The following is a 20084-nucleotide window of genomic DNA, read 5'->3' as shown; positions in this document are numbered from 1 at the left end:
CTGTTTAATGGTTATTAATACTTGCTGCCGTACAAAGCGGCAAACTCGGAATAGTATTTGTCTGAAGGGAGAGGGACAATCATGCCCAGCTCCGTATTGAGGTCTGTCTTCACGGCTTCAAGGAAATGCGACATTTCCTGCATCGTAAGGGTGCTTGTGCCCCGGACACGTTCCATGACCGCCCCGTCAGGGCCTACTACCTGCGTCGTAAGGAATTTCCTTGAATAGATGTCGTGCAGCGTCTGTATCCCGTCCTTCGTGGCCCACCTTTCGTCGCCCGTTTCCGAACGGAGGAAATTGCCCAGACAGCGGAACCACATCCACATGAGGTTGTTCTGGTTCTGGGACCGCTTCTTCACCGCCTTCTTGATGGTAAGCGTATATTCCCCGTTCGGAAGCAGGCCGAGCATGAAGTCAAGATTCTTGTCCATTACGGCCACACCGTCCTTCTTCACAATCTTCGCTTCCATCAGTACGGCGCATTTTCATCCGGAAAAGGAAGCTGCGCGTCCTGATCCGTCTGTTGTCTGGACCTGCAGGAAAGAATCTCCATGCTGTCCGCATAGATTTCCGTCACATACCTCCTGACCTTCCTGCTGTCCTCATAGCTCCGTGTCCTGATTTTCCCCTCAACGAAAATCTTGTCGCCCTTGCGGAGGTATTTCCCGGCAGCTTCCGCCATCCCCCTCCACATCACTATGTTGTGCCATTCGGTACGTTCCGGAACTTTCGTGCCGTTCTGCAGGGTATATCCCCTGTCGGTCGTGGCGAGCGTGAACTGGCAGACCGCCGTCCCTCCGTCAAGCTGACGGACATCGGGATCCTTTCCGAGATTCCCGATCAGCATCACCTTGTTAAGCATCCTTTGCCTCCTTCCTCAATGTGATTCGTATGGATGCCGGTGTCCCGGTTTCCTTGACGTATTGTCTGTACAGTTCCGGATGGTCCGACTGGAATTTCTTCGCATCGAAAGTTCTCTTCGTCGCCGCAGGCGTTATGGTAGCTTTAAGGCATCCGGTGTCCCACGATTTGACCTCATGTTCAATCATGGCACGTTTCAACGTGTCCTTGAAACCGTCGATGAACCGCTGTATCTTCTCTGCTTCAGCCACAGCTTCAAGATATTTGTTTATCACATCCTCCGGCAACAGCTGTACTTCATCTTTCCTGTATTCAGTTGCTGTTTCTGTATCCAAGTAGCGCTTGCCTTCAATCTCACACTGAAGCAATCTTTTGACCTTCTCGTCAGATTTGCGTTCAAGCGGAATAAGTTCTGACTTTTCATTGTAAAGCCACGCACCGAACAGGCTGTCTACCTTAAGATGCGGATTCTGCAATTCAAAGAGATAGGCATAAATGGACAGCTGCCATGCAAGGTACTCTTCGTCCGGTGCATAGGTTGTCTTTATATCCACAAGGGCAATCTTTTCATTTTTCTCCCACACACAGTCAATGTTGGAAGCGAAGTTTTCCCCGTCAGATACCGTATATTCATTTGCGAGAGCCCTATACCCTGCACCCGTCCGAAGAAGGAGATAGTTCATCGCTTCCTGGCTTTCAGGCTCAAATCCTGTTGTGTCAACAAACTGGCATTCGTGGTGAACTCTTGTACCTCTCTCAGCAGCACGTTCGAGTATGTGCTGCGGTATCTCCTTGTACTTGTTCGGAAACAGCTGCCTTCTAATCATTCCTGTTATTCCCGAGAGCTGCCTGCCCCCCAAGAAATAGGTGTGACTTTCTTCATTGAAAACCACACCCGACTTGACCAATTCTATCATTCCGGATATTTTTTACACATTTCCATTGTTGCGTTCCTGAACTCCATATTCTGCTGGAGAACTGAATGCTTTTTCCATACTTCATTAATCGCATACCTGCTCTGACATGCCTTAACCTCTGCAACGGCATCCTTCAGCTGCTTCCCTGTAAACACGTTAGGATTTTGCTGCCGAGGCTGCTGCTTCCTGGCAGGAAAACTGAACCTTTCATTGCCCTTGTCGTCAATGATTACGCACTTGCTTACTTCCCTGTTTTCGTCGTATTCAATTTCACTTACAGAGAATTTGGTGTAAGTTGAACATCTGCCCGAAGTGTTCTTGCTGATTTCGCCCGGTTCAAGTCTAACCCAGATAAAAGGCGCCGAATAGAGTTCGCGCCCTATTCCCCAGTTGAATCCGGCTCGCTTGAACGCATCCGACGCCTGCCCCTTCTCCTTCTCGGTATTGGATTCCGTTCCGACATCCTGCTTGCTTACCCATTCCTTCTTCCGTTCATCGTAGACGGATATGGTACAGAAAAGGTTCCCGTTCACAACTTCGTGGCATCTCTTCCAGTTCATTGGTCCGAACACCTCGTCAAGCAGTCTCATATCCACACGGGCATCCTTGTACAGCAACAATGTGCATCCCTTCTCATTGATTGTACCGATTCGGCATTCTATCTCGTTTGCCTTCAAGGTGCGGATTCCTGCCAGCTTTCCGTCCATGCCGGCATCAGATTCCGCATGAACTTCCTGCGCATTCTTCTTCGTTTCCATAAATTACAATTTATCAGTTTGACATTCAATTGATTACATCTATAAATATAGCCGTTGGCGACAAGATGTGCAAACGGTAGCTTCGCCATTTTCATGCCTTTTTAACCCAACGGAACAAAGCATGTCCGTCCGGTTTCGCGTCACCTTTCAGATGGAGTCAGCGGCTGACCGATGCCGTGCGGTGTAATCCTGCGCCATCTTCGCCCTACTCCCGGACATGTGCGGACATGCGCCCAAACACGGGTTGTGGGTACTGCGGGACTCGAACCCGCAACCTCCGGATGCACACTAACTAATAACATGGAATAAAAAAATAGAATCAAGAAATCCGGCGTTCTTCCCTTGAACCAAGTACCCGTCGGGACGGGCGGCCTTCACAGGCGGCGCGTCCATAGAAAATAAAAGTTGATAATTTAACATTTAAGTAGAAAAAACATGACCCTCACGGGCTTATGGTTATGCCTTCCTTTTCTTTCCTTTCTTCTTCGCCTTCCTTGCAGAACAGTTGCGGAGCACGTCACCGGCACGGCAGAACCATTTCCCGTTCTGTCCCCGGCTGCGCTTCTCCGAACGTATCCTGTTCTGCTCTATCAGCCTCCGCAGCCTGCCCTCCCCTCCGACAATCTTCGCGCTCAGGTCTTTCGAGAAATACTCGTCCTCCATCGCGAGAAGGATGTTTTCAAGCAGAATCTCTGCGGTATTGTCATACAGCGTCGTCATCATAAGCCTGCCGTTCAAAGTGTACACCATGTCAGCTCACCCTCTTCACCGTAACCGTACCCTTGTTCCGGTCGGACCTGATCGTCCACGACATGCCGGAGGCACGTTCCTTGTCCATACGCGAGGAAATCGTATTGTACAGCGACACCCTCTGCCGGATGGGGAACGCTTCCTCCGTACCGACCTCCATCGCGCGCAGCGTCGGCGCGATGGGCTTCCTGCATTCTTCCGAACTCATACCTTGTCCTCCTTTTCCAAAAATTCAACGAAATCCTCATAGCTGCTTCCGGGCTTCCCGCGCTCCTTCCTGTCCAGCCGTGCCAGAACGGGGACAAGGGCCGCGATGAAGCACACGGAAGAAATCCAAAACCACAAATCCAGATTGCGGATCGTGAACAGTACCGCCACATAGGCGCATACGCATATAACCGAAATAATCTTCATACCTGTATGATTTAAATTGGGGCCGGAAGGCGGAGTCGAACCGCCTGCAGACATGAGCAACATGCCGTCCACCCGCTGGACTATCCGGCATTTCCTTCCGGAAAACCTCCGTCTTGCGGGAACCGGAAGGATTTCTTAATTTTACTCTGTAAAACAGAAATCAAGAAATTATGAAGCAGTGCATTGAAATGATTCTCGACTGGATTTTGGACAACGGGGAACTGTCCGCACTGATAATCGGAATCATAGGTTTCTATTCAAGGGAAATGTACAAACTGAGCATCAAAAAGAGAGAGCTCAAGTACACCACGTTCTATTCACATTCAGTCAGCTCAATCTCTACATTCGTCAACGCGTTCCATTTGTTCAGAGCGTCCATGAAGGACATTCCGCTAGCCGGTTGTCTTGAAGGAAGCGTCCGTCCCGAAGAACTGGACAGAATGGCATCCGAACCGCTCCGGACACTGAAACGGCACGACCTGACGATGCGCCTCTATCTGGACAGGAACCTTTACGAGACCTACAGCCTGCTGACCAAGGAATCATGAACCTCCATTCGACACTTGCCTTAATCATATCCGACAAGTCACGGACCCCATTGGAAAAATGCAACAGGTATGACGAAGCGTTCAGGAACTTTGAAAGGCATACGGAGGACTGCCTTTCAGAGGCCGTCAGCAAAACACAGGAACTTCTGAAGCATTAGAAGCAGGAACTGGACCGCAAAAAGTACGGAAGAAATGACCAGAGCGCCTATCGCGACCGGACACCAGCATCTGGCCCCTCTGAAATTGAACGGCTCCCTCTTCCTGCACGACCTCCATATCTCATGAATCAGAAACGGGGAGAACATGAAAAATGCCCATGCGGACAGCACCCACACGAACATGACTCCGTACTGTATCGGCCTGATGGCTTCCGCCACCGAACCCAATGACTCTAATTCTGTCATACTGCAAATGATTCTTTATCGTTAAACTTCGGACGGGGAGGCGGATTCGAACCGCCGGCCTTCACACCCTTTGCCCTCGGACTGTGACGCTCTTCCGCCGAGCTTCCCCCGTCAATATCACCTAAAGCCCGCATTTGCGGACCGAATTGCGCAAATTCTTAAATCTGTCAGGCCGCCCGCTATCCACGGTGAATTACTATGCCCTTTCGGACACGCCTGTCAGCGTAAACATGTCAAGGAACTCTTCTCTTTCGTTCCCGGATAGGCGGTCAGGCCGCACCGGGAGATTCAGACTCAGCCGAAGACGTACTCCTTCAGCTCGTCAAGGCTGGCGAAACACATCCCTTCCGGAAAGTACGCCAGATAAGGATTGCCCTTCTCGCAATAGGACACGGAAACGGAAGAGTCCTCTTCCATGGTAACCGTTATCCTGCCGATTTCAAACTCGAAGGCCTTGCCCCCGTTCAGCGTCCATACTTTCTCGCCGCTCTCGAATTTTGTCTTTACTTGTGCCATAATTTCTGGTTTTAAACTGTTTATCGGTTTGACTTTCTATATCGCCGGAATCATTTATCCGAACCTGTATCTCATGTAGTCCGCTTCACTTGCGAAGCCGTGGTCGTCCCACTCGTCATAGTCCTCATCGTCCTCCCGTTCGCGGACGTGCGTCTCGGCAATCCGGAGCTCGTTATGGAGAAACTCAAGGAACTCGTCCTTGCCGTCGTCTGTGTTGAAACGCTCCTGCATTTCCCTTTCCGTCAAGGACTCAACTTCCGCGATTTCGTTCCTCAATTCCTCGGCTTCCCTCTCGTAATAACTTTTGTCCATTGCCATTTCCTTTTCAACTTTTATTTTCTATATTTGTATGTGTGATTGATTGTATTGCAAAGATAATCTCATTTGAGATAATTCAAAAACAAAACACCTATTTTATTATCTCAAATAGGATAGTTTAACATTTAAGTAAAAAAGATATGGTTACAAGAATTAAACAAATAATCCAGCATTACGACTTATCTGATAGAGCCTTTGCTATCCAATGCGGTCTAAAACAAAATACATTTAGCAACCAAATGAATGGTATAAGAGAGTTAAGCCTAACTACAATTAATGCTATTCTTAGCACATTTCCGGACATCTCCGCCGAATGGCTTCTGCGCGGCAAGGGAGAAATGCTCATTGCAGAAGAACAGCCGTCCGAAGCCGGAAACGAACGTCTGGGCAAGCTCATCGACACGATAGCCCTCTTGCAGGAAACCGTCAACAACTACAAGGAAAAGCTCGGCGACCTTGAAGCCAGAAACAAAAGGCTGGAAGCGGAACTGGCAATGTTCAAAAATGAAAGACTAATCGGATAAAATAAGAAGATAATCTCAAAAATGAAAAAGAAATATATCTGCTTAACAATAATAGCTTTAACCCCAATAATAATTTACATAATAAATTTTGGAGAATCAAGCATAAGTAAAGACCCTGAGAAATGGGCATTCTTCGGAGATTACATAGGCGGTGTGTACTCTGTTGTACTGACATGTGTACTGACATTTATAATGTATCAGCTCAACAAAAAGGATGAAAAATCAAAAGAGAAAAAAGATTTCGTAAAATCACTTCTCTGCAATATTAACGAATTCAATAATTCAACTACAAATTTAAACTTAGATAAAGTAGATGAATTTAGAAAACTCATCATAAACAATGAATTCATCATTGATGAATCTTTATTTAGAACACTTATTGATATAGGAGATTATTATCTATCATTATGCTCTGATATAAGTAATAGAGACATTGAGAGGGAATCCAGAATCAAACGTTTTTTAAAAGAATTGTACGATGGAAAATAAAACAACTACAAACATAAGAATACCGCCTAAATGTGTTGTCGATGAAATTCTATCTTTTCTAAAAAGTGTAGAAGTAATTTTCAATTGGAAAAATGAAAAAAAACCCAATGTCCTATTCAATTTATCAGAGGTTAGAGATATTGATATGCTTGGACTACTTCTCAATTACAAAATAATAGAATTCTGTGTAGAAAACAGATGTATAACGGATTCAAAAATTAAAACAAATGAATATGTTAACAACAAATTATCCGAGTTTAAAATCCAAGAACTTTTAAACTCGTATTTAGAAAACAAACGGGCTGATTATACAAATCTTGATTTTTTCCAAGGAAAAAGATTGTTTATAGCACCGTTCCCATTATTGAGAGAAAATGAATACACCAAATCAAAAATAAAAGAAAGCTACTTCCCTAAAATTGAAGAGTATTACAGCGGATGCAAAAATAAAGAAAACATTGCTTCAATGATATTCCAATGCTTTAGTGAGATATTGTTAAATTTTTGGGAACACGCCGTAAATGACACAAAATCAATTATAATTGCAAATGGCAATACTGATTTTATTGAAATAGCTTGTGTAGATACTGGAAATGGAATAATCTCGACATTAGGGCCAACATTAGACCATCACCTTACAAAGGGAGAAATATTATTGAAATCACTTGAAATGGGAGTAACTTCAAAAAAGGATACAGACCATATGGGATGTGGACTTTGGATTATTAATAGCATAACCAGTCTAGCAAAAGGAAGATTAATATTAATATCTGAGGACCAATATGTAAAAAATGACTTTGGGAAAATTTCAAATGGAGAATGTCCCTATTGGGGAGGTACAATAATATACGTCTTTCTAAGTCTAACATCTCCTAAAAGTTTGTTAGATATATTGCCAGAAGATGAATATAGAAATTTAAACAACCTAAATATAAACTTTCAATGAAAAATATAGCGCTTGACACATTTGCTCCAATAATTAGCAGCAAAGAAAGTGGAATTGCAATCTACAATCTCATTAAAGATGCTAATCCGTATAAAAATGAAATAACAATAGATATGCAAAATATAAAATCAATGGCTACCTATTGTGCAAAACAAATTTTTGGAAAACTATATGTGGAATTAACACCTGAAATTTTCAACAAAAATATAATAATTAAAAACGCTTCAGACAATGTAAAACTCATCATTCAATTGGGTATTAGATTTGCAGTAGATAATGAACCTAAATATTAAACGCAAATATGGTCAGTTTACTGTCAAACTGACCATATAATCCTTTTTCCTCGTCATCTCCCACGGGTTCGGGGTGGGCACATAATCAACCCTTATGCCCAGATCGGAAAGCATGTTACTCAGATGGCTGCCCAAGGCTTCATCGCTGACATTCTTTTCATCGATAAGGTATCTTATCTGATAGACCATGCCCATTATAGCGGTTTCCGATATTTCCTTTTTCTTGAACATACACGAAAGGCAAGAATTGTACAGACTATTTGAATGCAAATATAAAAAACTATCCGACATGATACACGAAAACCGATTTTTCGACAGCGCATGACTGCATTTCATTCCACTTTCATTCCAGTCAATGAAAAAACATCAATCGCAATCTACTGATTTACAGAGCGGAGTATCACATATCAAAGACTAAGTCTAGTTTAGTTTTTGTGTTGTGATACTCCCGGCAATAGAGATTGTCGGGAGTGTCTTTTTTTACCCCGCTTCTTCAGCGGACAATGCGGAAGTATCCTTCTTTTCTCGGTTTGGCCGGAGAAGGATCGCCCTGCGGATAACCCAAAGCCAGCCCGCCGATACCCGCCAGTCCGTCGGGAAGTCCCCAGCTCTTCATCAGCCTTCTGCCCCTCTCGGTAGCAAACATCTCTTTTTCCCTATGGATCCAGCAGCTTCCCAAGCCGATGGAATGGGCGGCAAGCATCATGTTTTCAAGCACGCAGCTCCCGTCCTGCACCGGATTGGGAGCATCGGAAGGAGCAAAAACAAGCACATAGACAGGAGCGTCATAATAAGGATTGGAAGCCACTCCCATAATCTCCGCATTCATCGCCGCCAGTTCCGCGCGCTGCTCTTCATTCTGCACCGCAACGATAAAGGGAGCCTGCAAGCCCCTTGAAGTGGGAGCATAAGTGCCAGCCTCGAGAACCGCCTGCAACTCTTCGTCCGTAATCTGGTCGGGCCTGTATTTCCGGCAGCTGCGCCTGGTCTTGATGATTTCCAAAAAATCTGCATTCATAAAATTCATTATTTAAAACGGTTTATCGCTTATCTTTTCTTCAGCAACGTATTCAGAACGGCCTGCATCACATGGTCGCGCGCCGCAACATCCTGAATGCACTCGAACGGGAAGCCCAGCACAAATGTCCTGTAATCCTTGCCTCTGTACACGACTCCCGTGCCATAATTCCCTTCGGTATAGACAAACGCGGAATAGCTTCCGGAAACGGGAAGCACGCACTGGATGGAAGGCACGGCATAAATCTGTTCATTGGCACGGCCCGCCAAGGAGAAGCGGACATTGGCTCCCGACAAATCCCTGCCGTTCAGGTTGCTGAAAGTGCCTCCGTCCTTGCACTTCAGCACCTTTGCGCCAAAGTCATCCTGCACCAGACTCTTCTTCAGCCTGGATCCGCTGACGAACAACCGGCCTCCGGCATTGCAATACCGGAGCAGGGCATGCCTGAAATCAGAAGAAAAGCCTCTGTCGTCCACTCCGCAAACCACATCCACCATCCTGTAATCTTCAAGATTCACGCTTCCGCTCTCGACCGTTTCATCGCTGCAAGACACGAATGAATACCTTCCGGCACGCTGTATCGACTTGCCATGTACAAACACATAATCGAACGTGTTTCCGGCTATCAGACGGCCCTCCATGCCATCGCCGCTGAACCCCAGTCCGCCGGCCGTTTCGATTCCCATCCGGCTCCGGTCGAAGCTCTGCTGGAGTCCGCAGAAGGCGGGCGTGCTCTGATAAGAAAGTCCCGGATCCGCCTGAAGGTCAAAGCCCTCCATCAGAGGCGACTCTACGGAGGCCGGAGCGCTCACCTTGTCGAAAGCATTGACTATAAGCACCGTTCCCCGGCTTCTTCTGGCCTTGTAAGCCGAAAGGATTTCCGACGGGAAGCTTTCGCCTCCCTTATTGACCGCGGTCACCTTGAAGCTGTATACGAGTCCCGGCTCGACCTTCACGGTATATTCAGGCTTCCGCACGTACACGCCGTTGTCAAAGCCTCCATACCCCACACGCGTATAGACGATATAACCCTGGGGGCGTGCGGTAGGCTCGAGCACATCTTCGGTTCCGGTCCACCGCAGAACGAATGTATTTTTCTTCTCTCCCTCGCGGACGGCGAAATGGCTGACCGGCAGAGGCTGGACCGTATAGTCCGTGCCGTGCATCTCCGCCACGTATTTCAATACCGACTTGTAGACAGACCTGCCCACCACGAACTTAAACCTCGGATCATGCCCCAGCTTCATGTCGGCAAAGTTCTGGTGAGAAAGCAGTTCGAGAATCATGGAGGGCACGGCCGGCAAGCGCGTTTCGCTATAATTCCGGTTCCACATGCCTCGCCGGTTCCAGCGTATTCCGAAACGTGAGGCGATGTCGCGCTGGAGGCCCGTCAGCACCATATCGGCCAGATCGCGCGAGGCATAGCGCGAGATGCCGCAATTCAGCTTCCCATCATTGAAGCCGGTGGTATAGATGCCCAGAGATCCTACCAGCGAGCCGTCTTCCCTGTATCCGGCATCCGAATGCAGGGCCAGCGACAATTCAAACGGCACTTTCAGCCCCTCTTCCGCGGGGTTATACACGGAGCCTCCGCTCAGATAGTTGAGCATGAGCGAGCGCGCATTGATGTCGTCGGTATAATCGTTCTTTCCTCCGCTCTTGCTATACACCTCATAAGGCATCCCCGCCCATTGCGCCGAATAGCGCGCCCCTTCAAGATAGCGGGGCAGGCCGCTCACCTTTCCGCCCCGCGAAATATTGCCCATTCCTCCTCCGAAGCGCACCGCATCGGCACATACAACTCCCTTGCGTGAACTTTCATTGCTCAGCACCACCATCCCGTAGTCGTTCATGCCCTTGTCGAATTCAAAAGTGCCCAGATAAACCCACGTTCCTCCTCCCATCCGCTGGTTGACCTTAAACTCAGACACTCCCCCGTTGTGGAACACCAGGTATTTCGCGTCGTCAACGCTCTCGGGCAATGTCTGGTAGCTTACGTAAACGGCATACCTGCCTTTTTCCGGGATGTCGGGAATCCACTCGGCAAAAGCCTTCTCGGGCTTCGACTGGGTTGCTATGAAGCGCGCCGTGCCGTCCGTGAAGGGATTGTGATTGTCGGGATACTCCCGGTATTTCTGCGCAAAGCCGGGGATGCCGGTGTCTGCCCATCTGTATCCCTTATCCTCCACCTCCAGGTAGCGGCTTCCGGGAGGGCAAGTATTGTTGTCAACGATCACCTCATGCCTCTGCCAGTCGCGTTCGCGGGGAGTGAACACCACCGCTCCGGCATTTTCAAGCATGGGGATAAGGTAAGGGACGACGAACGACTGGGTGAACAAGTCCTCGGTCGTGCAGAACAGCCGGGGGCGCTGCCACCTCCATTCGTCACGGTCGTTCTTGTAGAATTTCCCATGGCTCTGCCACACGGCCACATGCCGGTTCTGAAGGCCCTGGGTGATGTCGAAAGGGCGCGACACGTTCTTCACCCACGGGCTTCCCTTGTAGTCGGCCTTTCCGTAGAGCCTCGACTTGTCCTTCTTCCTGCGGAAAGCGTTCGGCACCAGATTCTCTATCGGCTGCCCGTCGGCAAACACCTGGAGCGAATAGTAGTTCACCGGGCCGGGAAGAACCTGCTTCAGCGAGCGGTAGATGGCCGAGGTGTTCTCTTCCGTGAAGGGCTGGTATCCGAAGGCCGCATTCGCATATACCTTGAGCGTTTTCTTCTCGTTGTCCAGCTCAAAACTTTCCAGCCCGCATCTTCCGATTTCGGCGTACAGCGTTTCATAGTTGCCGAAGAAAGTTTCCAGTCTTTGGCGCACAGTCCGTTCCAGGCTCTGCGCAAGCCCCGCCAGGCAAAAGCAGAAGGAAACGGCAAACAAGAGCAAATATCTTTTCATAAGCACAACGGTCATTATCCATTTTATCAGGCTCAAAGATACGAAAAAGGCCGCTCCGCACGAAAGCGGAACAGCCTTTTTTTATCATCATATCCGGAAACTTCCATCAATTGTTTTCCGGACGGAGCTTGCGCACGGTAACGGCGGTCTGCCACATTTCGCTCTCGCGCAGAGCCTTCAGCTCGGCGTTCAGCTTGTCGCGATAGTCGGGCTTCGAGTTGCTGTCGATCGAAATCTGCGCCTCGTGGCCGCTCTTCACGCTTTCATACAGCTTCTGAACCACGGGCTTGATGGCATCGTGGAACGGGCCCATCCAGTCGAGCGCGCCGCGCTGCGCCGTGGTAGAGCAGTTTGCATACATCCAGTCCATACCGTTCTTGGCGAAGAGAGGCATGAGCGACTGGGTAAGCTCTTCTACGGTTTCGTTGAATGCCTCCGAGGGAGTATGCCCGTTTTCGCGCAGCACTTCGTACTGGGCGAGCAGCAGGCCCTGAATAGCGCCCATCAGCGAGCCTCGTTCGCCCGTCAGGTCAGAGGTGGCCTCGCGCTGGAAAGTGGTTTCAAACAAGTATCCCGAGCCGATGCCGATGCCGAGCGCGATGGTGCGGTCGTAAGCTTTCCCGGTAAAGTCCTGATAGATAGCATACGAAGAGTTCAAGCCTCTGCCTTCGAGGAACATGGTGCGCAGCGATGTTCCCGAGCCTTTCGGGGCAACCATAATCACGTCGATATCCTTGGGAGGAACCACTCCGGTGCGGTCGTTCCACGTGATGGCGAACCCGTGCGAGAAGTAGAGCGCCTTTCCGGCGGTCAGATGAGGCTTGATGGCGGGCCATACGGAGATTACCGCCGCATCCGAGAGCAGGCACATGATGACGGTGCCCCTTTCGCAAGCCTCTTCGATGCTGAACAGCGTTTCGCCCGGCACCCATCCGTCGGCCACGGCCTTCTCGTAGGTCTTTCCCTGGCGCTGGCCCACGATGACATTGAACCCGTTGTCACGGAGGTTCAACGACTGGCCCGGCCCCTGCACGCCGTATCCGATGACGGCTATCGTTTCGTTCTTCAATACTTCACGCGCTTTTTCCAATGGAAACTCTTCGCGGGTTATCACGTTTTCAATAACCCCTCCAAAATTCATTTGTGCCATTTTACAATCTTTTTACGCGGCATAAGCCGCCGTTATTAAAACTTTAGTTAACTGAATATCACTTTGCTCCGAACGGCCACTTCCGAGCCGTTCTTCTTTACTTCCATATCGTATTCGTTCTCGCCTTTCCGCTCGCGGAAGAACGTGAGCCTGTCGCCGTAATAGCTTTCGGCCACGTAGGCCATCTCGAAGCGCCGCACCGTCTTCTCGCGGAACATGTCCAGCGGAAACAGGTCGAGAATATGCTCGATGTACTTGATGCTGTTCACGTGTCCGTTGATGTCGATGTCGCTGTATTTTGTCTGATACTCGGCCTCCGGGCTTCCCCCGCTCACCTTGATGCGTCCCGGCCGGTCGATGGGGCATTCCTTGTCGCAGACATATCCCGTTATGGCTCCCCCGTGCAGGGTGAGCAGGTCGGCGGGCCTGCGCGTTTCCATGCTGATCATCGCCCACACGGAGCGGGCATATCCGAGCGGCCTCCCCTTTTCGTCGAGGATGGCAAAATTGCGGTCGGTAAAGAGCCTGTATACATTTTCGACCCACGTCTGCACGCTGAACTTCTGGTAAGCCCGGGGCATATCCTCCAGCTCGACGGCCAGGCGCGACAGCACCCACGTGTAATGGTTTTCGTTCAGCTCCGCAATCCCGAAGCCGCGCTCTGCGGCATGAAAGCCCGCGCAGTTCAGCAGGTGGTTTCCGAGCACCCCCATCGTGAGGCGTCCGGCGAAGTCCACATGAAAGGGTTCGGCCACAAACTGATATGTTCCGACTTTGTCATTTCCATCCATACCGTACAACTGTTTTTCAGGTGAATCATTTTCCGTTTCTGTAGCGTTCTTCGCGATGCGCCAGGTATTCGTTTACCCGCTCGAAGCAGCTGGTGGAAACGGCCACGCGCCCCGAGCGCACGAACTGAAGCACACAGTTCAGGTCCTTCAGGTTCTGGAACAAGGCCGTTATCTCGCTGCTCATCCCCACCTTCTCCACGATGGCGAACGTGGGGTTCACCTCCACGATGTGCGCGCTGAACCTGCGTATCACCTTCGAGGCCTCGGGATTGGCCTGAAACTCGGGCATCGAAACCTTATACATGGCCACTTCGCGCTGGAATATTTCCGCGTCGGTGAAATAATGCGCCTGGATCACGTCAATCTTCTTCTCGATCTGCCTCACCACCTTCTCCACGATGTCTTCGGTTGTCCAGCAGGTTATCGTGTACTTGTGCACTCCCTTGATGGAAGACGCCGACACGTTCAGGCTCTCGATATTGATCTGGCGGCGGGTGAACACGGCCGTTATCTGGTTCAGCGTTCCCGCGAGGTTCTCCGAATGAACGATTATCGTATACAATGTCTTATTTTCCATATCCTATCCGAATCAACATTCCATTAACATATAATTGACTGAACTTCCCGGAGGAGTCATCGGAAGCACGTTTCCTTCCTCAACCACACATACCTCGAGCAGGAAGGGCCCTTCGGCGGAGATCATCTCCTGTATGGCGTCTTCGAGCTCTTCGCGCCCGGTCACCCTCCGCGACGGTATCCCGTAGGCAGAAGCCACCAGCATATAGTCGGGATTCATCATCGGAGTGAACGAATAGCGCCGGTTGAAGAACATGGCCTGCCACTGGCGCACGTTGCCCAGGTAGTTGTTGTTGAGCAGAATCATCTTCACCGGAACCTGCTGCTCCATCACGGTGCCCAGCTCCTGCATGGTCATCTGCAGGCCCCCGTCGCCCATGAATGCGCACACGGTGCGTTCCGGACATCCGAAAGTGGCTCCGATGGCAGCGGGCAGGCAGAATCCCATCGTGCCCATGCCTCCCGAAGTGACGATGCTCCGGCTCTTCGTAAAGCGGAAATACCGGCAGGCCATCATCTGGTTCTGGCCCACGTCTGTAACGAGAACCGCTTCGTTCCGCGTGGCCTCGCTCACCGCATGAACAACCTCGCCCATGTTGACGGGGCCTTGGGCGGGGAAGACCTCCTTCCTGATGACTTGCTCGAACTCTTTCTCTTCGTAAGGCTTGAAGCTCTCGATCCACTCCGTATGCTTCTGCGGCTGTACCAGTTCGGTGAGCAGGGCCAGCGTGCGCTTGCAGTTGCCCAGCACCGGTACGTCCGCCGGCACGTTCTTGCCGATTTCGGAGGGGTCCACGTCGAGATGGATGACCTTCGCCTGCCTTGCATACGTTTCGAGCTTTCCCGTCACGCGGTCGTCAAAGCGCATTCCTACAGCTATCAGCACGTCGCATTCGTTGGTTTTCACGTTGGGCCCCAGGTTGCCGTGCATGCCCAGCATCCCCTTGTTCAGCCTGTGTCCGCTCGGCAGGGCCGAAAGCCCCAGCAGGGTGCATCCGCAAGGCATGTCGCCCTTTTCTACAAACGCCCGGAGCTCTTCCTGCGCGTTGCCCAGCTCCACGCCCTGGCCCACGAGCACCAGCGGCTTCTGCGCCTCGTTGATGAGGCGCACGGCTTCGGCCACCATCTTCGGGTCGGTTTCGGGATCGGGGTCGTAGCTCCGGATAAAGTCGAGGTCAACCGGCTCGTATTCGGTCATTTCAGTCTGCGCGTTCTTCGCGAAGTCGAGCACCACCGGTCCCGGCCGTCCGCTCCGCGCGATATAGAATGCCCTGGCCACCGCCCATGCCACATCCTCGGCGCGCCGTATCTGGTAGCTCCATTTGGTTATAGGCTGGGTGACGCCCACCAGGTCGACTTCCTGAAAAGCGTCGGTTCCCAGCAGTCCTGCGCCTACCTGTCCGGCAATCACCACAATCGGGGTGCTGTCGATCATGGCGTCGGCCACTCCGGTAATCGTGTTCGTGGCTCCGGGTCCGCTGGTGACCAGACACACCCCCACCTTTCCCGAAACCCGCGCAAAGCCCTGCGCCGCATGTGCAGCTCCCTGCTCGTGCCTCACCAGCACGTGGTTGAGCTTGTCGAGATGGTCGTACAACGCATCGAAAACGGGCATGATCGCTCCTCCGGGGTATCCGAAAATCGTCTTCACCCCTTCATGCTCCAGCGAGCGCATCAAAGCCTCAGAACCTGTTATCTTTTCTTTCATACCTACTTTTGATTTTATCATTCAACAATCCTGACTCCCCCCTTGTCGGCCGAGCTGACCATGCTTGCGTAAGCCTTGAGCGCCTTCGACACCTTCCGGCTGCGCGTGAGAGGCGCCATGGGCCTTGCGGCCAGCTCCTCGTCGGTCAGCCTCACGCTGATCGAGCGGTTGGGGATGTCTATATCAATGATGTCGCCGTCAACGATTTTTCCGATGTTTCCTCCGGCCGCGGCTTCGGGCGAGATGTGTCCGATGCTCAGTCCCGACGTGCCTCCGCTGAAACGCCCGTCGGTGATGAGGGCGCATTCCTTGCCCAGGTGCTTCGACTTGATGTAGGAGGTGGGATAAAGCATCTCCTGCATTCCGGGCCCTCCCTTAGGGCCTTCGTGGGTGATGACCACCACGTCGCCGCTCTTCACCTTGCCTCCGAGTATGCCTTCGCAGGCCGCTTCCTGCGAGTCGAACACCTTGGCGGGGCCTGAGAACTTCCAGATGCTCTCGTCCACTCCGGCGGTCTTCACCACGCATCCGTCCTGCGCGATGTTTCCTTTCAGCACGGCCAGGCCTCCGTCGGCCGAATAGGCATGCTTCAGGTCGCGGATGCATCCGGCCTCACGGTCTGTGTCGAATTCCTTGTATTCGTTCTGCTGGGAGCCCATCTCGGTGCTGAACTTTCCTCCGGGCGCGCTCGAGTAGATGCGCCTGGCTTCGGGGTCGATTTCAGAGGCCGGCTTGCAGATGTCGTATTTTGCGATGGCCTCGGCCAGCGTCATTCCGTCTACGCGCTTCGCCGAAGTGTCGAGCAGCCCTCCCTTTGCCAGCTCCGCGAGGATGTTCATGATTCCCCCCGCACGGTTCACGTCCTGTATGTGGTATTTCTGAGTATTGGGAGCCACCTTGCAGAGGCAGGGCACGCGGCGCGACAGCATGTCGATGTCGTCCATGCGGAAGTCCACCCCGCCTTCGTGGGCGATTGCCAGCAGATGGAGCACGGTGTTGGTAGAGCCTCCCATGGCGATGTCGAGCGTCATGGCGTTCAGAAACGCCTCGCGTGTGGCTATGCTCCGCGGAAGCACGCTCTCGTCGCCCTCCCCGTAGTATTTGCAGGCGTTCTTCACGATCAGTTCGGCCGCGTCCTTGAACAGGCGGCTGCGGTTGGCGTGTGTGGCCACCACGGTTCCGTTTCCCGGCAGGGCAAGTCCGATGGCCTCGTTCAGGCAGTTCATCGAGTTTGCCGTGAACATTCCCGAGCAGCTTCCGCATCCGGGACAGGCGCGGCGCTCGATCTGGAACACCTCCTCATCGCTCACCGTAGGGTCGGCCGACTTGATCATCGCGTCGATCAGGTCGAGGTGCTGCCCCTTCCATTCGCCGGCTTCCATCGGCCCTCCCGACACGAACACGGCGGGGATGTTCAGGCGCATGGCGGCCATCAGCATCCCGGGAGTTATCTTGTCGCAGTTCGAGATGCAGACCATTGCGTCTGCCTTGTGCGCGTTGACCATATACTCCACGCTGTCTGCTATCAGGTCGCGCGAGGGGAGCGAATACAGCATCCCGTCGTGTCCCATGGCGATTCCGTCGTCAATGGCTATCGTGTTGAACTCTGCGGCAAAGCATCCCAGCCTTTCAATTTCCGCCTTCACCTGCTGGCCGATTGCGTGCAGGTGCGTATGCCCCGGCACAAACTGGGTGAACGAGTTGACTATGGCTATAATGGGCCTTCCCATCATTTCTTCTTTCATGCCGTTGGCCTTCCACAAGGCGCGTGCTCCGGCCATCCGCCGGCCTTCGGTACTCATCGAGCTGCGTAACTGGTGTTTCATTTTCCTTCTGTTTTTCAATTAAAAAGCCTCTCTCATCATTCGGGTGAGAAAGGCTTTCGTACAATATCACTGCAAGCAACTACATACATGAAGCTCCCTCACCTCTTGGTTCGACGACCACGACGCGAATAATGTGCAGGACTGCCAGGACAATCAGTGTATGAATTGCTTTCATTCTGTTTCTTTTTTCGGTTGTTTTACACTTGCAAAGGTAAAGGCTTTTTTGAAACAAACAAATAAAATGACACTTTTTTTTCAAATAAATTATTATTCGTAAGAAACAAGTGTGTTTTATTGTCAGTTTATCAGATGCCGTTTTCCGAGCCGCGCATAAATCATCTGCGAAAATCCGCGTTAGCCTGCGTTTCCGGACAGACAGGCTTTGCATAAACGGGTTCTCAGCATCCGCTTATTCCGGCACGCCTCCTTCCATGCTCCCCTTCACACCCGGACCTTTTTTCCGCCCTTTTTACTGATATAAACGAAAAAAACAGCCGCCGTACACCTTTTCAGGGCATACGGCGGCCAAATATGCAAGAAAATTCTTTTCCGGTGTCAGATTCCCAGCGACTTCTTCACGGCCTCAATCTTTTCCATCGCGTCAGCAGTTGCTCCGGCATAGCATTTGGGGCACTGCATTTCGCCCTTGATTTCCATGTAGAACTTGATTTTGGGCTCTGTTCCCGACGGGCGCACGGAAACCTTCGTGCCGTCGGCGGTGAAGAACTGGAGCACGTTCGACGTTTCGGGCATGTCGAGCGCGCTGACGTTGCCCTGGCTGTCGGTAGCCTTCAGCGTCTTGTAGTCTTTCACCAGCACCACTTCCGAGCCTCCCAGCTCTTTCGGCGGGCACGAGCGGAAGTTGTCCATCATCGCCTTGATTTCGTCGGCTCCGGTCTTTCCCGGCTTCACCACGTTTACGGTGACTTCTTTCGAGAATCCGTATTCCACATAGATTTCCATCAGCACGTCATACAGCGTCTTGCCCTGGTCTTTCGCCCATGCGCAGATTTCGGCCAGCAGCGAGCAGGCTGAAACGGCGTCCTTGTCGCGCACGAAGTCTTCGGCCAGGAATCCGTAGCTTTCTTCGCCTCCTCCGATATACTGCTCCTTGCCTTCGCGCAGGCGGATTTCGCGGGCTATCCACTTGAATCCCGTATAGCAGTCGATCATCTTGATATGGTTCTTGTCGGCCACAGCCTTGATGAGTTCGGTGGTCACGATGGTCTTCACGATAAACTCGTTGCCCTTCATCTTGCCGGTGGCGATGCGGTTCTTGATGATGTAGTAGAGGAAGATCAGGCAGGTCTGGTTGCCGTTGATGAGCACCCATTCGCCCTTGCTGTCCTTGCATGCCATTCCCACGCGGTCGGCGTCGGGGTCGGAAGCCATCACGATGTCGGCGTCGATTTCCTTCGCCAGCTTGATGGCCAGCGTCAGCGCCTCCGCGTTTTCGGGGTTCGGCGAAACCACGGTGGGGAAGTCGCCGCTCTTCACCATCTGCTCGGGCACGCAGTGCACGTTCTCGAATCCCCAGAGCTTGAGCGACTGGGGGATGAGCATCATGCCCGTGCCGTGGAGCGGGGTGTATACGATGCTCAGGTCTTTCTGGCGTCTGATGACTTCGGGGTCGATCGAGATGGAGTGAACCTCTTTCAGGTATTCGTCGTCGATGTCCTTGCCCACGATCTGGATCAGGCTCTTGTTGCCCTCAAATCTGATGCCGTCCACCTTCACCTTGTTCACCTCCTCGATGATGCCCGTGTCATGCGGAGCGAGCACCTGCGCCCCGTCGTCCCAGTAGGCCTTGTATCCGTTGTATTCTTTCGGGTTGTGCGAGGCGGTGATGTTGATTCCGCTCTGGCATCCCAGATGACGGATGGCGAAAGACATTTCGGGAGTGGGGCGCATGTCGTCGAACAGATACACCTTGATGCCGTTTGCCGAGAAGATGTCGGCCGAGATTTCGGCGAACTTGCGGCTGTTGTTGCGGCAGTCATGCCCTACCACCACCGAGATGCCTTCCTTGCCGGCGAAGCATTTGTTCAGGTAGTTGGCAAGCCCCTGCGTGGCGGCTCCCACGGTATAGATGTTCATGCGGTTCGACCCTGCTCCCATGATGCCTCTCAGGCCTCCCGTGCCGAACTCCAGGTCCTTGTAGAACGCGTCGATGAGTTCTGTCTTGTCGGGGTTTTCCAGCATGCGCTTCACTTCTGCCTGTGTTTCCGCATCATAAGCCGGAGTAAGCCACGACTGGGCTTTTTCCGTGCATTGCTTGATCAATTCTTCGTTTTCCATGATTTCTGTTGCTATTTTTTAGTTTTCCGGTATTCAGTCTATGCGAAGACAAAAATAAGAATTTTATTCGAGAAATCCTATA

General features: G+C 51.6%; 24 protein-coding genes and 3 tRNA genes. 5 read left to right on the top strand and 22 right to left on the bottom strand.

The annotated features are described in order from the left end of the window. Positions 1-14: 14 nt before the first annotated feature. The 9 genes from NW212_RS09570 to NW212_RS09530 form a co-directional block, all read right to left on the bottom strand. Positions 15-470 (bottom strand): hypothetical protein, encoded by a 456-nt coding sequence (locus NW212_RS09570; protein WP_258338423.1) that lies wholly within the window; start codon positions 468-470, stop codon positions 15-17. Then, positions 470-862 (bottom strand): single-stranded DNA-binding protein, encoded by a 393-nt coding sequence (locus tag NW212_RS09565; RefSeq protein ID WP_258338422.1) that lies wholly within the window; start codon positions 860-862, stop codon positions 470-472. Before NW212_RS09565 ends, NW212_RS09570 begins: the two co-directional genes overlap by 1 nt. Then, the gene (locus tag NW212_RS09560; protein WP_258338421.1) at positions 855-1778 is read right to left on the bottom strand and encodes a PD-(D/E)XK nuclease family protein; all 924 of its coding nucleotides are present in this window, start codon (positions 1776-1778) and stop codon (positions 855-857) included. Before NW212_RS09560 ends, NW212_RS09565 begins: the two co-directional genes overlap by 8 nt. After that, positions 1775-2536 carry a hypothetical protein gene (locus tag NW212_RS09555; RefSeq protein ID WP_258338420.1) on the bottom strand — a complete coding sequence of 254 codons (762 nt, stop codon included), beginning with the start codon at positions 2534-2536 and terminating at the stop codon, positions 1775-1777. Before NW212_RS09555 ends, NW212_RS09560 begins: the two co-directional genes overlap by 4 nt. Positions 2537-2783: 247 nt before the next feature. Further along, positions 2784-2893: transfer RNA gene (locus NW212_RS09550), tRNA-OTHER, on the bottom strand. 99 nt (positions 2894-2992) lie between these two features. Continuing rightward, positions 2993-3259, bottom strand: a complete 267-nt coding sequence (locus NW212_RS09545; RefSeq protein WP_309148248.1) for a hypothetical protein — start codon at positions 3257-3259, stop codon at positions 2993-2995. Between the two features lie 28 nt (positions 3260-3287). Then, positions 3288-3494, bottom strand: coding sequence for a hypothetical protein (locus NW212_RS09540; RefSeq protein ID WP_258338419.1), 207 nt, complete (start codon positions 3492-3494; stop codon positions 3288-3290). Next, the gene (locus NW212_RS09535) at positions 3491-3700 is read right to left on the bottom strand and encodes a hypothetical protein (RefSeq protein WP_258338418.1); all 210 of its coding nucleotides are present in this window, start codon (positions 3698-3700) and stop codon (positions 3491-3493) included. The genes NW212_RS09540 and NW212_RS09535 overlap by 4 nt, the downstream gene beginning before the upstream one ends. A 17-nt stretch (positions 3701-3717) precedes the next feature. Further along, positions 3718-3789 (bottom strand) — tRNA-OTHER (locus NW212_RS09530). A gap of 81 nt (positions 3790-3870) precedes the next feature. Here NW212_RS09530 and NW212_RS09525 point away from each other — a divergent pair. Beyond that, the gene (locus NW212_RS09525; protein ID WP_258338417.1) at positions 3871-4248 is read left to right on the top strand and encodes a hypothetical protein; all 378 of its coding nucleotides are present in this window, start codon (positions 3871-3873) and stop codon (positions 4246-4248) included. Between the two features lie 116 nt (positions 4249-4364). Here NW212_RS09525 and NW212_RS09520 read toward each other — a convergent pair whose 3' ends face one another. The 4 genes from NW212_RS09520 to NW212_RS09505 all read right to left on the bottom strand — a co-directional run bounded on the left by NW212_RS09520 (position 4365) and on the right by NW212_RS09505 (position 5480). Further along, on the bottom strand, positions 4365-4652 hold the full coding sequence (locus NW212_RS09520) for a hypothetical protein (protein WP_258338416.1): 288 nt from the start codon (positions 4650-4652) through the stop codon (positions 4365-4367). A 31-nt stretch (positions 4653-4683) separates the two neighbouring features. After that, positions 4684-4764 (bottom strand) — tRNA-OTHER (locus NW212_RS09515). A gap of 182 nt (positions 4765-4946) precedes the next feature. Then, positions 4947-5168 (bottom strand): hypothetical protein, encoded by a 222-nt coding sequence (locus tag NW212_RS09510; RefSeq protein ID WP_258338415.1) that lies wholly within the window; start codon positions 5166-5168, stop codon positions 4947-4949. Positions 5169-5222: 54 nt separating this feature from the next. After that, the gene (locus NW212_RS09505) at positions 5223-5480 is read right to left on the bottom strand and encodes a hypothetical protein (protein WP_258338414.1); all 258 of its coding nucleotides are present in this window, start codon (positions 5478-5480) and stop codon (positions 5223-5225) included. Between the two features lie 245 nt (positions 5481-5725). Here NW212_RS09505 and NW212_RS09500 point away from each other — a divergent pair, with 245 nt between their 5' ends. Genes NW212_RS09500 through NW212_RS09485 form a run of 4 tightly spaced genes read left to right on the top strand, consistent with a single transcriptional unit; the run spans position 5726 to position 7738 of the window. Next, a complete protein-coding gene (locus tag NW212_RS09500) occupies positions 5726-6010 on the top strand; it encodes an XRE family transcriptional regulator (RefSeq protein WP_258338413.1) in 285 nt (94 codons plus the stop codon). 21 nt (positions 6011-6031) lie between these two features. Further along, a complete protein-coding gene (locus tag NW212_RS09495) occupies positions 6032-6499 on the top strand; it encodes a hypothetical protein (RefSeq protein ID WP_258338412.1) in 468 nt (155 codons plus the stop codon). Then, complete coding sequence (locus NW212_RS09490) at positions 6489-7445, top strand: ATP-binding protein (RefSeq protein ID WP_258338411.1); 957 nt, start codon at positions 6489-6491, stop codon at positions 7443-7445. The genes NW212_RS09495 and NW212_RS09490 overlap by 11 nt, the downstream gene beginning before the upstream one ends. Next, on the top strand, positions 7442-7738 hold the full coding sequence (locus NW212_RS09485) for an STAS-like domain-containing protein (RefSeq protein ID WP_258338410.1): 297 nt from the start codon (positions 7442-7444) through the stop codon (positions 7736-7738). Before NW212_RS09490 ends, NW212_RS09485 begins: the two co-directional genes overlap by 4 nt. A gap of 12 nt (positions 7739-7750) precedes the next feature. On the opposite strand, the gene NW212_RS09480 is transcribed toward NW212_RS09485, so the two are convergent. The 9 genes from NW212_RS09480 to NW212_RS09440 all read right to left on the bottom strand — a co-directional run bounded on the left by NW212_RS09480 (position 7751) and on the right by NW212_RS09440 (position 20002). Beyond that, complete coding sequence (locus NW212_RS09480; protein ID WP_258338409.1) at positions 7751-7969, bottom strand: hypothetical protein; 219 nt, start codon at positions 7967-7969, stop codon at positions 7751-7753. A gap of 262 nt (positions 7970-8231) precedes the next feature. Next, positions 8232-8756: a nitroreductase gene (locus NW212_RS09475; protein ID WP_258338408.1), complete on the bottom strand. Its 525-nt coding sequence runs from the start codon at positions 8754-8756 to the stop codon at positions 8232-8234. 29 nt (positions 8757-8785) lie between these two features. Next, positions 8786-11653 carry a xanthan lyase gene (locus NW212_RS09470; protein ID WP_258338407.1) on the bottom strand — a complete coding sequence of 956 codons (2868 nt, stop codon included), beginning with the start codon at positions 11651-11653 and terminating at the stop codon, positions 8786-8788. A gap of 106 nt (positions 11654-11759) precedes the next feature. Further along, positions 11760-12803 (bottom strand): ketol-acid reductoisomerase, encoded by a 1044-nt coding sequence (gene ilvC / locus NW212_RS09465; RefSeq protein WP_258338406.1) that lies wholly within the window; start codon positions 12801-12803, stop codon positions 11760-11762. A 47-nt stretch (positions 12804-12850) separates the two neighbouring features. Beyond that, entirely contained in the window at positions 12851-13594 is a 744-nt protein-coding gene (locus NW212_RS09460; protein ID WP_258338405.1) for an acyl-[acyl-carrier-protein] thioesterase, read from the bottom strand. 25 nt (positions 13595-13619) lie between these two features. Further along, complete coding sequence (gene ilvN / locus NW212_RS09455) at positions 13620-14171, bottom strand: acetolactate synthase small subunit (protein WP_258338404.1); 552 nt, start codon at positions 14169-14171, stop codon at positions 13620-13622. A 12-nt stretch (positions 14172-14183) separates the two neighbouring features. Beyond that, positions 14184-15878: a biosynthetic-type acetolactate synthase large subunit gene (gene ilvB, locus NW212_RS09450; RefSeq protein WP_258338403.1), complete on the bottom strand. Its 1695-nt coding sequence runs from the start codon at positions 15876-15878 to the stop codon at positions 14184-14186. Positions 15879-15895: 17 nt separating this feature from the next. Beyond that, positions 15896-17704, bottom strand: a complete 1809-nt coding sequence (gene ilvD / locus NW212_RS09445) for a dihydroxy-acid dehydratase (RefSeq protein ID WP_258338402.1) — start codon at positions 17702-17704, stop codon at positions 15896-15898. A gap of 555 nt (positions 17705-18259) precedes the next feature. After that, positions 18260-20002 carry a phospho-sugar mutase gene (locus NW212_RS09440; protein ID WP_258338401.1) on the bottom strand — a complete coding sequence of 581 codons (1743 nt, stop codon included), beginning with the start codon at positions 20000-20002 and terminating at the stop codon, positions 18260-18262. Positions 20003-20084 lie beyond the last annotated feature (82 nt).

Origin of the sequence: Bacteroides sp. ET225 (assembly GCF_024733745.1) — a bacterium.
GTDB lineage: Bacteria > Bacteroidota > Bacteroidia > Bacteroidales > Bacteroidaceae > Phocaeicola > Phocaeicola excrementipullorum.
Note: the sequence above shows the minus strand (reverse complement) of the source record. Positions and strands in the feature narration are given on the sequence as shown.

What these genes read in the sequence shown, in the direction of transcription:
- NW212_RS09570 (WP_258338423.1), bottom strand. Translation starts at nt 470, where the DNA reads ATGGAAGCGAAGATTGTGAAGAAGGACGGTGTGGCCGTAATGGACAAG.
- NW212_RS09565 (WP_258338422.1), bottom strand. Translation starts at nt 862, where the DNA reads ATGCTTAACAAGGTGATGCTGATCGGGAATCTCGGAAAGGATCCCGAT.
- NW212_RS09560 (WP_258338421.1), bottom strand. Translation starts at nt 1,778, where the DNA reads ATGATAGAATTGGTCAAGTCGGGTGTGGTTTTCAATGAAGAAAGTCAC.
- NW212_RS09555 (WP_258338420.1), bottom strand. Translation starts at nt 2,536, where the DNA reads ATGGAAACGAAGAAGAATGCGCAGGAAGTTCATGCGGAATCTGATGCC.
- NW212_RS09545 (WP_309148248.1), bottom strand. Translation starts at nt 3,259, where the DNA reads ATGATGACGACGCTGTATGACAATACCGCAGAGATTCTGCTTGAAAAC.
- NW212_RS09540 (WP_258338419.1), bottom strand. Translation starts at nt 3,494, where the DNA reads ATGAGTTCGGAAGAATGCAGGAAGCCCATCGCGCCGACGCTGCGCGCG.
- NW212_RS09535 (WP_258338418.1), bottom strand. Translation starts at nt 3,700, where the DNA reads ATGAAGATTATTTCGGTTATATGCGTATGCGCCTATGTGGCGGTACTG.
- NW212_RS09525 (WP_258338417.1), top strand. Translation starts at nt 3,871, where the DNA reads ATGAAGCAGTGCATTGAAATGATTCTCGACTGGATTTTGGACAACGGG.
- NW212_RS09520 (WP_258338416.1), bottom strand. Translation starts at nt 4,652, where the DNA reads ATGACAGAATTAGAGTCATTGGGTTCGGTGGCGGAAGCCATCAGGCCG.
- NW212_RS09510 (WP_258338415.1), bottom strand. Translation starts at nt 5,168, where the DNA reads ATGGCACAAGTAAAGACAAAATTCGAGAGCGGCGAGAAAGTATGGACG.
- NW212_RS09505 (WP_258338414.1), bottom strand. Translation starts at nt 5,480, where the DNA reads ATGGACAAAAGTTATTACGAGAGGGAAGCCGAGGAATTGAGGAACGAA.
- NW212_RS09500 (WP_258338413.1), top strand. Translation starts at nt 5,726, where the DNA reads ATGAATGGTATAAGAGAGTTAAGCCTAACTACAATTAATGCTATTCTT.
- NW212_RS09495 (WP_258338412.1), top strand. Translation starts at nt 6,032, where the DNA reads ATGAAAAAGAAATATATCTGCTTAACAATAATAGCTTTAACCCCAATA.
- NW212_RS09490 (WP_258338411.1), top strand. Translation starts at nt 6,489, where the DNA reads ATGGAAAATAAAACAACTACAAACATAAGAATACCGCCTAAATGTGTT.
- NW212_RS09485 (WP_258338410.1), top strand. Translation starts at nt 7,442, where the DNA reads ATGAAAAATATAGCGCTTGACACATTTGCTCCAATAATTAGCAGCAAA.
- NW212_RS09480 (WP_258338409.1), bottom strand. Translation starts at nt 7,969, where the DNA reads ATGTTCAAGAAAAAGGAAATATCGGAAACCGCTATAATGGGCATGGTC.
- NW212_RS09475 (WP_258338408.1), bottom strand. Translation starts at nt 8,756, where the DNA reads ATGAATGCAGATTTTTTGGAAATCATCAAGACCAGGCGCAGCTGCCGG.
- NW212_RS09470 (WP_258338407.1), bottom strand. Translation starts at nt 11,653, where the DNA reads ATGAAAAGATATTTGCTCTTGTTTGCCGTTTCCTTCTGCTTTTGCCTG.
- ilvC (WP_258338406.1), bottom strand. Translation starts at nt 12,803, where the DNA reads ATGGCACAAATGAATTTTGGAGGGGTTATTGAAAACGTGATAACCCGC.
- NW212_RS09460 (WP_258338405.1), bottom strand. Translation starts at nt 13,594, where the DNA reads ATGGATGGAAATGACAAAGTCGGAACATATCAGTTTGTGGCCGAACCC.
- ilvN (WP_258338404.1), bottom strand. Translation starts at nt 14,171, where the DNA reads ATGGAAAATAAGACATTGTATACGATAATCGTTCATTCGGAGAACCTC.
- ilvB (WP_258338403.1), bottom strand. Translation starts at nt 15,878, where the DNA reads ATGAAAGAAAAGATAACAGGTTCTGAGGCTTTGATGCGCTCGCTGGAG.
- ilvD (WP_258338402.1), bottom strand. Translation starts at nt 17,704, where the DNA reads ATGAAACACCAGTTACGCAGCTCGATGAGTACCGAAGGCCGGCGGATG.
- NW212_RS09440 (WP_258338401.1), bottom strand. Translation starts at nt 20,002, where the DNA reads ATGGAAAACGAAGAATTGATCAAGCAATGCACGGAAAAAGCCCAGTCG.